Below are 13,974 nucleotides of genomic sequence, written 5' to 3'. Positions count from 1 at the left end.
CTCCATAGCATGACAACGAGGGCATCAGCACCGATGCCGCGAATCGTCACATGCACGAGGAAGGAACTGCCATGAGCAGCGAAACAGTCGAAGCGATCATTCCGGAGCGCATGCTCGCCACCCCGTTCACCATCGGATCCTTGACCCTGCCCAACCGGACCGTCATGACGCCGATGGGCACCGACCTGGCGAATGCCGACGGCACTCCCGGTGAGCGCCTGACGGAGTACTGGCTCGAACGCGCCCGGGGCGGATGCGGCCTCATCATCTCCGAGATCACGCGCATCAACGAGGAGCACGGAGCCGGCACCCCGATGCAGCTCGCCGTCACGCGCGACGAGCACGTCGCTCCCCTGGCGAGGGCGATCGACGCGATTCATGCGGCCGGAGCGAAGTTCTTCATCCAGCTCCACCACCCCGGAGCGGAGGGCATTCCCCCGCTGTGCAAGGACGGGATCACCGTGTCGCCCTCCGGAGTCGTCGTGCGGACGACCAACGCTCCGACACGCGCGCTCGAGACAGAGGAGGTCGAGGCGCTCGTCGACGACTTCGTCCAGGGCGCGAGGCGCGCGAAGGAGGCGGGTGCGGACGGCATCGAGATCCACGGGGCGCACGGCTACCTCGTCTGCGAGTTCCTCTCGCCCCACTCGAACCGGCGGACCGACAAGTACGGCGGCGACTTCGAGGGCCGGATGCGGTTCGTCACCGAGATCATCGAGGGCGCGCGGGAGGTCTGCGGACCGGACTTCCCGATCTCCGTGCGCCTCTCCGCCTCGGAGATGATGGAGACGATCGGCGAGCCCGGTGAGGGAATCACCGTTGAGGAGGGCGTGAGGATCGCGAAGCGCCTCGAAGAGCTCGGCGTCGACCTCATCTCCGTGTCGTCGGGGACCTATGAGACGGGATCGACGGTCATCGAGCCGATCAACACCCCGCGCAACTGGCGCGATCCGATCATTCGCGCGATCCGTGACGCCGTGTCGATCCCCGTCATGGGCACCTCGATCGTGCGCATGCCGAGCCAGGCCGAGACGATGCTCAAGGACGGGCTCGTCGACCTGGTCGCGATGGGACGCACCTGGCTGGCCGATCCTGCGTGGACGAGGAAGGCGATCGAGGGCCGTGACGACGAGATCGTCCGATGCATCGGCTGCATGGCGTGCTTCCAGTCCCTCGGCGAGGGCAAGGGCATCATGTGCGCCGTCAATCCCCGGTGCGCTCACGAGACGGAGTTCCCCGAGATCCCGCAGCGGGATCTCGAAGGGAAGAAGGCCCTGGTCATCGGCGGCGGCCCCTCCGGCTGCGAGGCGGCCGAGCAGCTGGCGATGCGCGGAGCCGAGGTCGTGCTGGCCGAGGCGAGCGATCACCTGGGAGGGCAGGTCTTCCCCGGGTGCAACCCTCCCGGCAAGGAGGCGATGCGCTGGGTCATCGAGAACTTCGAGGTCCGTCTGCGCCTGGCCGGAGTCGAGGTCCGCTTGAACACGGAGATGACGGTGGAGGCGGTCAAGGACCTCGGAGCCGATGTCGTCGTGGTGGCGACCGGGGCGATTCCCTTCATCCCGAGGCTCCCCGGACTCGACTCGCCGACCGTCGTCGAGGCCGTCGACGTGCTCAACGGGACAGCCGCCGTGGGCGAGCGCGTCGCGGTCGTCGGCTCGGGCATGACGGGCCTGGAGACCGCCGAGCTCCTCCACGTCGAGGGGCACGACGTCGTCGGGGTCTACGAGATGGCGGACCGGATCGCTCCGGGGGGCTACCGGACGAACGTCGAGTCGGTGGCCTCCCACCTGCGCGCGGCGAAGATCGGCATGTTCACCGGCCATACGCTCCTGGAGATGACCGAGGACGGGGCCGTCTTCGACACCGGCGCGGGGCGCGAGCTCGTGGAGGTCGACACGCTCGTCGCGGCGATCGGGATGCGCCCGAATTCGGCACTCGCCGATGCGCTCGCGGAAGCCGGGATCGAGGCGCACCCGGTGGGCGATGCGACCGGCGTGGGCCGCGTCGCCGAGGCGATCGCCTCCGGCTTCAGGGCCGGTCGGGGCGCGTGAGCCCCGTGCCTCTCACGTGAGCCGCACGGCTCGCGTCCGATCATCCGCGATCATCCGAGATCGTCCGTGATAGTCGAGCGCGCGGGCCGCGGGGACCCCGCAGCGCGCGGCGCCCAGTCCTGCTCGGGGTGCCCGGGGCGTCGTCATCGCCCCGGGCACCCCGCTGCATCCGGGCCCGTGGGCCGATCCCGACTCCGGCACGGGCGCCGCGCAGGGGCGTGCTCGCCGGGAACTGCTCCCTCACGGCGACGACGAGGGCCCCGGGCGGTCGTCGAGGCCCGCGCCCACGGCGCGATGCGCATGGAGGGCAAGGGCGACGTCATGCGGGACGGGGACGTGGTGGAGCCCCGCCTCGACCTCCGAGGCCGCGCGCCGTCGACCGACCGATCGTCCCGGCCACGTTGACGGATGAACGCGGGGCGATGAGCGCTCGACCACGGCCGCGACGAGAAGATACAACTCTGTATCCGGCGGGAGTATCGTGGGCCTCGCCCGTTCACCAACACACGGTGCAGCGATCAACCGAGATTCGAACGGAGCCGCGAAGGGGCGGCACGAAGGAGGAGCTCGACCATGTACTACTCGAACGGCAACTATGAGGGCTCATCACAGATGAGGGTGTAGGGGGCTGTTCGGCGCGTCGGGCCGGGTAGGGATCGAGGTCTCCCGATGATGGAAGTTCTCACACTGCCCATCTGGAAGACCTCGACGTGTCTGATGCTACCCCTGTGGCGGGGTTCGCCTGCCCTGACCTGTCCTCGTTCTGTCGGCTCGATGAGCTCGGCTTGGAGGTCACCGGCCAACTGCTGGAGCCTGGCCGCGCGGTCCTCGCCTGCCGGGTCGTGGAGCCGGATCAGTGGTGCCGACGTTGCGGCTGCGAGGGCCTCGCGCGTGACACCGTGACGCGGGCGTTGGCGCATGAGCCGTTCGGCTGGCGGCCGACGACGTTGCTGGTCACGATCCGTCGCTACCGTTGCACCGGCTGTGGTCATGTGTGGCGGCAAGACACCAGCCTCGCCGCGGAACCGCGGGCGAAGCTGTCACGCCGCGGACTGCGGTGGGCGTTGGAGGGCTTGGTAGTTCAGCATCTCACCGTCGCCCGGGTCGCCGAGGGGCTCGGGGTGTCGTGGAACACCGCCAACACCGCGGTCCTGGCTGAAAGCAAGCGGGTCCTGATCGACGACCCGACCAGGTTCGACGGTGTGAAGGCCATCGGCGTGGATGAGCACGTGTGGCGCCACACACGCCGCGGCGACAAGTACGTCACCGTGATCATCGACCTGACCGGCATCCGCGACCGGACAGGGCCTGCCAGGCTTCTCGACATGGTCGAAGGGCGCTCCAAGCAGGCGTTCAAGCAGTGGCTGGCCGAACGCGACCAGGCATGGCGCGACAGAGTTGAGGTCGTCGCGATGGACGGGTTCACCGGGTTCAAGAGCGCCACCACCGAAGAACTGCCCGACGCGACCGCCGTCATGGATCCCTTCCACGTGGTCCGCCTCGCCGGCGACGCCCTCGACCGATGCCGCCGACGCGTCCAACAGGCCATCCACGGACATCGAGGCCGCACCAGTGACCCGCTCTACTCGGCGCGCCGGACCCTGCACACCGGCGCCGGCCTCCTCACCGACCGGCAGAAGGACCGGCTCACTGCCCTGTTCACGGGCGATGATCATGTCGAGGTCGAAGCCACCTGGGGCATCTACCAACGGATGATCGCGGCCTACCGTGAACCCGACCGGACCAGAGGCCGGGCCATGATGACCAGCCTGATCGCCTCGATCAGCCACGGCGTCCCCACCGCGTTGACCGAGGTGATCACACTGGGCCGAACACTGAAGAAGCGAGCCGACGATGTGCTGGCCTACTTCGACCGGCCCGGCACCTCGAACGGTCCCACCGAGGCCCTCAACGGCCGCCTCGAACACCTCCGCGGATCAGCACTCGGCTTCCGCAACCTGACCAACTACATCGCCAGATCACTGCTCGAGACCGGCGGATTCAGACCCGACTACACCCTGGATTGTGATGAGCCACGTTACGTGGTACTGATCGCCGTCGTAGACGTGTTCACCCAGATCAACGACTCTCCCGGACTCCTCGAAGGCCGTGCGTTCGGCCGTGACCAGTGGCGCTCCTACGTCTATCTGGAGCAACTCTGCCTCGCGGGAATCAGCCACTTTGGCTCCCACCTTCTGGATAGCAGAGATGGGCTTGATTCCGCGTTCACTCAGGCAGTGGTAGAGGCCTGAGCGGGTGAGTTCAGTGACCGAAGGTGCGTATTCTGCTGGCAGGGTGTTGCGCATGATTGCCAGCGGATTGTCCTTGCTCCATCGCAGCCGCTCGATTGTCACGATCTCATGCCCTTCGTCTACTTGAAGGGCGAGCGCTGTAGCTTTGTCTGCTAGGCGTACCTCGTAATGGAGCACATCGGTGCGGGGGCTGAGGGAAGCTTCCTCGAGATCGTCATAAAGGCTTGTGAGGGCAACTTGGCGTTGGATGTGTGGCAATGTCACGCGCGTGCCCACACCGCGCCTGCGAGAAAGCAGACCTGCTGAGACCATGTCCTGAAAGGCACGCCTGACAGTGGGGCGTGAAACATGCAGGCGGTTGGCCAGCGTTACCTCATCTTCGAGCAACTGACCTGGGGCGAGCACTCCGTCGCGGATCATCTGAGTGATCGGCTTTGAGACCTGCAAATGAAGTGGAGTCTGCGAAGCTCTGTCGAGGGAAATGGTAACTACGAATGGTTCGTCGATGTTGGGTTGATTCGCATCCATGTAATGCAGCCTTCTCAGAACTTTGGTTTGACAATTACGGACAAATGGCCTGAATCCGATTCTAGCGCCTGAACATCACAAGGTTTGTAGCTTCGAAAAAAGATCATGTTAGCAGGGCTGTTTTTGCGGCATTGCCGACGAAAGCGCGCGATCCCGGAAGTTTTGAAGAAAACTAGGTTCATGTGAAGTGACTCTGAAACCCCTATTGCTAGGTCGTGCGCCAATACAAACGTGTCGGGGCCGTTGAGTTCGTTTGTGCTGACGACGATCGTGACGGCGGCGTCGTCGGCAATCACGCAACTTTGGACCAAACTCGAATGGGACTAAAGTCTTGATATTTCGCGGCTTTTCGCGAACGTGTGCACTCTTTTCCAGCAACTTCGCCTAGGCTTCATTCCGATTGCTTTTTGTTCTAGAGAGGTCCCAAGATGGCGCTGACGAGCCCGAGCTACACAGTCACAATGCGAGTTCAACTTCCATCCCATCCCCGTGCAACGCAGCACCTCGTGGAGGCGGTTTCCGACGGCGGCGCCACAATCACGGGTATCGACATCGTCGAGTCACTGGAGGACTCCCTCATAGCTGAGGTGACCTGTGATTGCGTGAACTCAGCCCACGTTCGTCAGGTGAACGACCAGATTGAAATGCTCGTTGGAGTCAAGGTCCTCTCCATTTCGGATGCCACCTTGGAAGCTCATGACCGCGGCAAGATCGAAGTGTCGCTCAAGAGCCAGCTGCGCACGCGGCAGGACTTGGCACGTATCTACACCCCAGGTGTTGCCCGGGTGTGTATCAAGATTGCGCGGGAGAAGGAACTTGCCCGCAAGTACACAATCAAGAGCAACACTGTGGCCGTGGTGACTGATGGAACCGCCGTGCTAGGGCTCGGTGACATCGGCCCGGAGGCTGCGCTACCCGTCATGGAGGGCAAGGCGGCACTCTTTAAGCGCTTTGGCAATGTTGACGCATGGCCCGTGTGCCTTGACACAAAGGACACGGATGAGATTGTGAGTATCGTCAAGGCAATCGCGCCGGTGTATGGCGGCATCAACCTCGAAGATATTTCGGCACCGCGCTGCTTTGAGATCGAGGAGCGGCTGCGCGAAGAACTGGACATCCCCGTGTTCCACGACGATCAGCACGGCACCGCAATAGTTGTGCTGGCTGCACTCATTAATGCACTGAAGATTGTGGACAAGAAGATTGAAGATGTGCGGATCGTGGTCTCAGGTGTAGGGGCTGCTGGTTCAGCCATCATCCGCTTGCTCATGCTTCACGGCGCTCACGACGTCATCGGCTGCGGACGCCAAGGTGCGCTTGGGTCGTTCCGTGAGGAAGCCAACTCGCATCGCAATTGGCTCGCACAGAACACCAATCCACGCGGAGTGGAAGGCAGCCTCAAAGATGTACTGGCTGGAGCTGACGTCTTCATTGGCGTCTCTTCCGGAAACATCTTGACGGGTGATGACATCGCTACGATGAACGACGACGCCGTGGTGTTCGCGCTCGCAAACCCAACACCAGAGGTGGACCCGGCAGCTGCGGCCCAGCATGCTGCGATTGTTGCCACCGGCCGTTCGGACTTCCCCAACCAGATCAACAACGTTCTCGTGTTCCCTGGGCTTTTCCGCGGCATGCTTGATGCGCACGCTTCAAAGATCGACGACGAGATGCTGCGTGCAGCGGCCGTGGCGATAGCCGGAGTAGTGAGCGATGAACAGCGCAACTCCAACTTCATCATCCCGGGTGTGTTTGATGAGCGCGTGGCAACTGCCGTCTCCCGCGCAGTAGTGCGCTACTTCGCTGACGACGAAGCATAAGCAATGTAGGGGCGCTTCTGGGTGAAGCGCCCCTACATTGCTTGCTCGCTCATGGTTTGTTAGTTCGCGGACGCCGCCATGTGTCTTATCCACAAGAGGCGCCAGTGGGTGGCGCTGTAGTCAGCGGTGTGGATTGAAGCACACGGCGTAAATGGCCACAGTAGTGCGGGACGTTCGCGGTCTCAGTACAAAGTGGTCTTGACGCCAAATGCATCAATCACTGCTTGGTGTTCGAAGGCTTGAATACCTTCGCCACGTCCACCAATGGTGAGGTTGCGATATTCATACATCGCTCCGGCTTCCACATACTCCACCTTGTCAACGCCAGCCAAGGGTGATTCATCAGAACGTGCCATAATGCCGTGCTTGGACCACAACACAATCTGGTGGTCACGCAGGGATTCAACGTTGTTGCGTCCCAGCTCTTCGCCTCCCGGAACCATGAAGTCCAGTACCTTAATGCCTTCGGGAACCTGAACAATCGTCTCTGGTTCCCACCGGAAGACGGCGTGGTTGAAGTCGTCGTCGTTACGAAGCGAGGCAATGTGTGAGAGCGTAACCAAGTAGGGCGGCTGTGCGTGTAGAACAGCTTGGAACTCAACTCCGCGGCGAACAACTTGGTCCTCATGGACTCCTAAGTGGGAGTTGAACTCGGAGGTGGGCTTGGAGTACGTGCGATCAGAAGACCTGTACCACGTAGCCGTGGTTCCGGTTTTGTCGATCACCACTGCACTCACATTGGCCGTAGGGTCCGCGTGTATTTCGCGAAGGCGGCAACCTGATCCGGTAACGAACACGGTCCAGCCTGCTAAGCCTGGAACGGCAACTGGCAGCTCCAAAGTGGAGGTCTCAGGGAAGAAGTCCGCCACATCGGTGGGAGTTTCCTTGATGGATACTGATATGTTTCCGGCGCCGGCTTCACAAGCGCCCATATGGTCAAGACGAGCGCCCGCTTTGCCCATGGAGGCGAGGATTCCGGCGGCGGTGGTTGGATGAGTCATGAGATTTCCTAATCTTGTCAGAGAGCGACAGAGCTGTTGGCGAATACGCGGGCCTCGGCAGCTTCCCAAAGCTGGCCGTGGTCTCGTGGGGAAGCTGCATCATGGTCCTTTCATCCACCCAGGCAGATCCGGACAAGGAAGCTCGCCTCCTCCAGACTTTCTCCGGCCAGGGTGTGCGTGGAATCCTCCTGACTCCCACTGACGACACTCTCAGTTCCGCTCGCGAACTCGCCGCGCGAGGCGTCAAAGTAGTCCTGTTTGATACCACCGTCGCACCACCAGACATGTCATCTGTTGGGGTCGACAACGAACGCGGTGCCGAGTTGGCCATTCGCCACCTTCTGGACCTCGGTCACCGCCGCATTGAGTTTGTGAACGGCCCAATCAATGTGATGCAAGCGCGCGATCGGCTAGCCGGTGTGCAATCAGCCATGCGAAGCGTCGGCTCGGAGGGCGCGTTACGCATTCGCGAAGCTGGTGCTTTCACTTCAGCTGCCGGGCGTGAGCTCTCGAAATCGATCGTCGCCGACCTCTGTTCCAACGACGGAACGTGCCTGCCGGCCGCTGAACGCTCGACCGCGGTCTTCTGCGCCAATGACATGCTCGCCTTGGGAGTCTTCGATGGTCTGAGAGATGCTGGGATCAGTATCCCCGGCGATCTTTCATTGGTCGGTTTTGACGACTCGTCCGTGGCCGCACAGACTTCCGTTCCGCTCACTACCATTCGTCAGCCGATGAGAGAGCTTGGTTGGACGGCAGCGGACATCCTCCTTTCCGACGACGACGCCATTCGCCACGAGCGGTTCTCCCCTCAGTTGGTAGTGCGTAAGTCCTCGGCTGCTCCGCCTACCACTTGAGTATTGGCTTCACAAAACTGAAGTCCGTTGCCGTTGGTCACTGAGGCAACATATGGCGTCATTCCGCGGTTTTCCTTCGAGGTGAAGAGCGTCACCGCCATCTGGTTTGTTCTGGTGTGGTGTGGGTGTGTATTGTTTTTTCTTGTCGCCGCGGGGTGTTGGGCTGTTTGGTCTGGTGTTGTGTGGTGGTGCTGTTTGGGTGTGTTTGCTGGTTGTGGTCTGGTTGGTTTGACTGGGTTGTGGTTGGTGAGTATGCTTGGGTGGTTGCCTCTTTCGGGTTGCTGTGCTGTTGTGGTGTGGTGGTTCGGGGTGTGGGTGTGGTGTTTGAGTACTTGATAGTGTGTGGATGTTTTGAGTGACTGTTTGGGCTCTTTGTGGGTCTGGATGGTGTGTTTTTTTGGGATGGCCTGTTGTGGGTTGTTCTGTTTGGGCTGTTTCGGGTTCTCGTTGTGGGGGTTCGGGGTGGTCTTATTTTTTTGTGAGTCTGTTGTCAGATTTCTCTGTTTTTTGTGGAGAGTTTGATCCTGGCTCAGGACGAACGCTGGCGGCGTGCTTAACACATGCAAGTCGAACGATGAAGCTCTTTCGGGGGTGGATTAGTGGCGAACGGGTGAGTAATACGTGAGTAACCTGCCCCTTCTTTGGGATAAGCCTTGGAAACGGGGTCTAATACTGGATATTCCTGGTCTGGCGCATGTCGGGTTGGGGAAAGTTTTTTCGGTGGGGGATGGGCTCGCGGCCTATCAGCTTGTTGGTGGGGTGATGGCCTACCAAGGCGTCGACGGGTAGCCGGCCTGAGAGGGTGACCGGTCACACTGGGACTGAGATACGGCCCAGACTCCTACGGGAGGCAGCAGTGGGGGATATTGCACAATGGGCGCAAGCCTGATGCAGCGACGCCGCGTGAGGGATGACGGCTTTCGGGTTGTAAACCTCTTTCGACACGGAACAAGGCTCTGCTTTTGTGGGGTTGAGGGTACGTGTATAAGAAGCGCCGGCTAACTACGTGCCAGCAGCCGCGGTAATACGTAGGGCGCGAGCGTTGTCCGGAATTATTGGGCGTAAAGAGCTCGTAGGCGGCTTGTCGCGTCTGCTGTGAAAATGCGGGGCTTAACTCCGCACGTGCAGTGGGTACGGGCAGGCTAGAGTGCGGTAGGGGTGACTGGAATTCCTGGTGTAGCGGTGGAATGCGCAGATATCAGGAGGAACACCGATGGCGAAGGCAGGTCACTGGGCCGTTACTGACGCTGAGGAGCGAAAGCATGGGGAGCGAACAGGATTAGATACCCTGGTAGTCCATGCCGTAAACGTTGGGCACTAGGTGTGGGGTCTGTTTCCATGGATTCTGCGCCGTAGCTAACGCATTAAGTGCCCCGCCTGGGGAGTACGGCCGCAAGGCTAAAACTCAAAGGAATTGACGGGGGCCCGCACAAGCGGCGGAGCATGCGGATTAATTCGATGCAACGCGAAGAACCTTACCAAGGCTTGACATACACCGGGATCATGCAGAGATGTGTGAGTCTTCGGACTGGTGTACAGGTGGTGCATGGTTGTCGTCAGCTCGTGTCGTGAGATGTTGGGTTAAGTCCCGCAACGAGCGCAACCCTTGTCTCGTGTTGCCAGCGCGTTATGGCGGGGACTCACGAGAGACTGCCGGGGTTAACTCGGAGGAAGGTGGGGATGACGTCAAATCATCATGCCCCTTATGTCTTGGGCTTCACGCATGCTACAATGGCAGGTACAGAGGGTTGCGATACCGTGAGGTGGAGCGAATCCCTTAAAGCTTGTCTCAGTTCGGATTGGGGTCTGCAACTCGGCCCCATGAAGTCGGAGTCGCTAGTAATCGCGGATCAGCAACGCCGCGGTGAATACGTTCTCGGGCCTTGTACACACCGCCCGTCACGTCACGAAAGTTGGCAACACCCGAAGCTCGTGGCTTAACCAGTTTTCTGGGGGAGCGGTCGAAGGTGGGGTTGGCGATTGGGACGAAGTCGTAACAAGGTAGCCGTACCGGAAGGTGCGGCTGGATCACCTCCTTTCTAGGGAGACACCTTTTTGCTTGGGCCTGTTGTGGTCTGGGTGGGTGTTTGTTTTTATGGAATGCTTGGGCATCTGCGCACTGTCAGGTTCTTGGGTTCTGTGCCCGTGCTGCTCTTGTGGCTGTCTCTTTTGTGGGGTGGTTGTGGGGTGTTGGTGTGGTGGTTGATTTTCGTATAGTGGACGCGAGCATCTTGGCTCATGCATCTTTTGTGGGTGTGTGGGTTGTGTTGTTTTTTGTTTTGTAGGTGTTTTAGGGCGTTCGGTGGATGCCTTGGTATGGAAGGCCGAAGAAGGACGTGGCAGCCTGCGATATGCCTCGGGGAGTTGGCAAGCGAACTGTGATCCGAGGGTGTCCGAATGGGGGAACCTGGCTGGGGTTATGCCTGGTCGCATGCGTTTGAATGTATAGGGCGTGTGTGGTGAGTGGGGGAAGTGAAACATCTCAGTACCCTGTAGAGAAGATATTCTGTGAGTAGTGGCGAGCGAAAGCGGAGGAGCCTAAACCGTGTGCGTGTGATAGCCGTCGGGTGTTGCGTGTGCGGGGTTGTGGGGCTGTTTGTCGATCCTCCGACTGGGGGTCGGGTCAGTGATAAACCGATGGGATAGCTGAAGGGTCTGGGAAGGCCTGTCGTAGAGGGTGAGAGCCCCGTAGGTGAAATCTTGTTGGCTGGCTATGACAGTGCCCGAGTAGCACGGGACTCGTGGAATTTCGTGTGAATCTGCCAAGACCACTTGGTAAGGCTAAATACCTTTCATGACCGATAGTGAATAGTACCGTGAGGGAATGGTGAAAAGTACCCGAGAGGGGAGTGAAATAGTTCCTGAAACGGGCGCCTACAATCCGTCAGAGCCTCCTTTGCTGGGGTGATGGCGTGCCTTTTGAAGAATGAGCCTGCGAGTTAGTGGCATGTGGCGAGGTTAACCCGTGTGGGTAGTCGTAGCGAAAGCGAGTCTGAAGAGGGCGTGAGTCGCGTGTTCTAGACCCGAAGCGGGGTGATCTACCCATGGCCAGGGTGAAGCACGTGTAAGAGCGTGTGGAGGCCCGAACCCACCAGGGTTGAAAACCTGGGGGATGAGCTGTGGGTAGGGGTGAAAGGCCAATCAAACTCCGTGATAGCTGGTTCTCCCCGAAATGCATTTAGGTGCAGCGTCATGTGGTTCCTTACGGAGGTAGAGCTACTGGTTGGTTGATGGGCCTTACCGGGTTACTGATGTCAGCCAAACTCCGAATGCCGTAAGGGTAGAGCATGGCAGTGAGACTGCGGGGGATAAGCTTCGTAGTCGAGAGGGAAACAGCCCAGATCGCCGGTTAAGGTCCCTAAGTGTGTGCTAAGTGGGAAAGGATGTGGGATTGCTGTGACAACCAGGAGGTTGGCTTAGAAGCAGCCATCCTTGAAAGAGTGCGTAATAGCTCACTGGTCAAGTGGTCCTGCGCGACAATGTAGCGGGGCTTAAGCACACCACCGAAGCCGCGGCTGCTCACCGTGTGGTGGGCGGGGTAGGGGAGCGTCGTGTGTGAGGTGAAGCGGCTTGGTGATGAGTCGTGGATTGCATGCGAGTGAGAATGCAGGCATGAGTAGCGAATGACGGGTGAGAAACCCGTCCGCCGATTGACTAAGGGTTCCAGGGCTAGGTTAATCCGCCCTGGGTTAGTCGGGTCCTAAGGCGAGGCCGACAGGCGTAGTCGATGGATAACCAGTTCATATTCTGGTACCGGTGAAGAACCGTCAATGTGTTTCATGATGATACTAACCATCCTTGATCTTGTGTCTGCCTTTCGGGGTGGGTGTGGGTGATGGCGTGGGACCTGAGTTGTGGGAGGCAAGCGTAGTAACAGGTGTGACGCAGAGTGGTAGCCCCGCGTGTCTTATGGCTTGGCACGTTTAAAGGCGCAGGCTGTTTCTTAGGTAAATCCGGGGAACGTGTAGCCGAGGCCTGATGGTGACCCCCATTTGTGGGGGGAAGTAGGGTGATCCTGTGCTGCCAAGAAAAGCATCGACGTGAGGTTTGAACCGCCCGTACCCGAAACCGACACAGGTAGTCAGGTAGAGAATACTGAGGCGATCGAGAGAATCGTGGTTAAGGAACTCGGCAAAATGCCCCCGTAACTTTGGGAGAAGGGGGGCCTGATCCTTGAAACACTTTGCGTGTTAGGGGTGAGGGTCGCAGAGTCTAGGGAGAAGCGACTGTTTATCAAAAACACAGGTCCGTGCGAAGCCGTAAGGCGATGTATACGGACTGACGCCTGCCCGGTGCTGGAAGGTTAAGCGGACTGGTCAGTCCTCACTTTGTGGGGGTGAAGCTAGGAAGTTAAGCCCCAGTAAACGGCGGTGGTAACTATAACCATCCTAAGGTAGCGAAATTCCTTGTCGGGTAAGTTCCGACCTGCACGAATGGCGTAACGACTTCTCTACTGTCTCGACCACGAACTCGGCGAAATTGCATTACGAGTAAAGATGCTCGTTACGCGCAGCAGGACGGAAAGACCCCGGGACCTTTACTATAGCTTGGTATTGGTGTTCGGTACGGCTTGTGTAGGATAGGTGGGAGACTGTGAAGCTGTCACGCTAGTGATGGTGGAGTCATTGTTGAAATACCACTCTGGCCGTGCTGCACATCTAACCTCGGCCCGTGATCCGGGTCAGGAACAGTGCCTGGTGGGTAGTTTAACTGGGGCGGTTGCCTCCTAAAGAGTAACGGAGGCGCTCAAAGGTTCCCTCAGCCTGGTCGGCAACCAGGTTGTGAGTGTAAGTGCACAAGGGAGCTTGACTGTGAGACAGACATGTCGAACAGGTACGAAAGTAGGAACTAGTGATCCGGCGGTGGCTTGTGGAAGCGCCGTCGCTCAACGGATAAAAGGTACCCGGGGATAACATGATCCTGCCCAAGAGTTCATATCGACGGCATGGTTTGGCACCTCGATGTCGGCTCGTCGCATCCTGGGGCTGGAGTAGGTCCCAAGGGTTGGGCTGTTCGCCCATTAAAGCGGTACGCGAGCTGGGTTCAGAACGTCGTGAGACAGTTCGGTCCCTATCCGCTGCGCGCGTAGGAGAATTGAGAAGGGCTGTCCCTAGTACGAGAGGACCGGGACGGACGAACCTCTAGTGTGCCAGTTGTCACGCCAGTGGCATGGCTGGTTGGCTACGTTCGGAAAGGATAACCGCTGAAAGCATCTAAGCGGGAAGCCTGCTTCAAGATGAATTCTCCCTCCAACATGTGTTGGGTGAGGCCCCCCACAGACCATGGGGTTGATAGGCCAGATGTGGAAGCCTGGTAACGGGTGAAGCTGACTGGTACTAATGGCCGACCACCTACAACACACACCCTCACCATGAGCATCATGGTGTGGGTTATAAACCTCTTGTTTGCGTCCACTATGCGATAATCGATCCCCACACCGGCGGATAAGCATACACACACAAAAC

Annotated in this window: 4 protein-coding genes, 2 rRNA genes and 2 pseudogenes; 6 read left to right on the top strand and 2 right to left on the bottom strand. The window is 59.7% G+C overall.

What is annotated here, in order from left to right:
• Positions 1-71 precede the first annotated feature (71 nt).
• Positions 72-2,051, top strand: coding sequence for an NAD(P)/FAD-dependent oxidoreductase (locus H2O17_RS09125; RefSeq protein WP_182049389.1), 1,980 nt, complete (start codon positions 72-74; stop codon positions 2,049-2,051).
• Positions 2,052-2,761: 710 nt separating this feature from the next.
• A pseudogene (locus H2O17_RS09120) lies at positions 2,762-4,080 on the top strand (ISL3 family transposase).
• Between the two features lie 73 nt (positions 4,081-4,153).
• On the opposite strand, the pseudogene H2O17_RS09115 reads toward H2O17_RS09120, so the two are convergent.
• A pseudogene (locus H2O17_RS09115) lies at positions 4,154-4,831 on the bottom strand (GntR family transcriptional regulator); the annotation flags it as partial.
• A gap of 428 nt (positions 4,832-5,259) precedes the next feature.
• Here H2O17_RS09115 and H2O17_RS09110 point away from each other — a divergent pair.
• On the top strand, positions 5,260-6,651 hold the full coding sequence (locus H2O17_RS09110) for an NAD-dependent malic enzyme (RefSeq protein ID WP_182049388.1): 1,392 nt from the start codon (positions 5,260-5,262) through the stop codon (positions 6,649-6,651).
• 182 nt (positions 6,652-6,833) lie between these two features.
• On the opposite strand, the gene H2O17_RS09105 is transcribed toward H2O17_RS09110, so the two are convergent.
• Complete coding sequence (locus H2O17_RS09105; RefSeq protein ID WP_182049387.1) at positions 6,834-7,652, bottom strand: class II aldolase/adducin family protein; 819 nt, start codon at positions 7,650-7,652, stop codon at positions 6,834-6,836.
• Between the two features lie 14 nt (positions 7,653-7,666).
• Here H2O17_RS09105 and H2O17_RS09100 point away from each other — a divergent pair, with 14 nt between their 5' ends.
• The 3 genes from H2O17_RS09100 (at position 7,667) to H2O17_RS09090 (ending at position 13,868) form a co-directional block, all read left to right on the top strand.
• Entirely contained in the window at positions 7,667-8,509 is an 843-nt protein-coding gene (locus H2O17_RS09100; RefSeq protein ID WP_182049386.1) for a substrate-binding domain-containing protein, read from the top strand.
• Positions 8,510-9,015: 506 nt separating this feature from the next.
• A 16S ribosomal RNA gene (locus H2O17_RS09095) occupies positions 9,016-10,548 on the top strand.
• A 240-nt stretch (positions 10,549-10,788) separates the two neighbouring features.
• A 23S ribosomal RNA gene (locus tag H2O17_RS09090) occupies positions 10,789-13,868 on the top strand.
• The 16S and 23S rRNA genes sit together here, the layout of an rRNA operon.
• Positions 13,869-13,974: the final 106 nt, after the last annotated feature.

Source organism: Changpingibacter yushuensis (assembly GCF_014041995.1).
In the GTDB taxonomy this organism is placed as follows: Bacteria; Actinomycetota; Actinomycetes; order Actinomycetales; family Actinomycetaceae; genus Changpingibacter; species Changpingibacter yushuensis.
The sequence above is the reverse complement of the archived record's forward strand: the minus strand, read 5'-3'. Positions and strand labels throughout refer to the sequence as shown.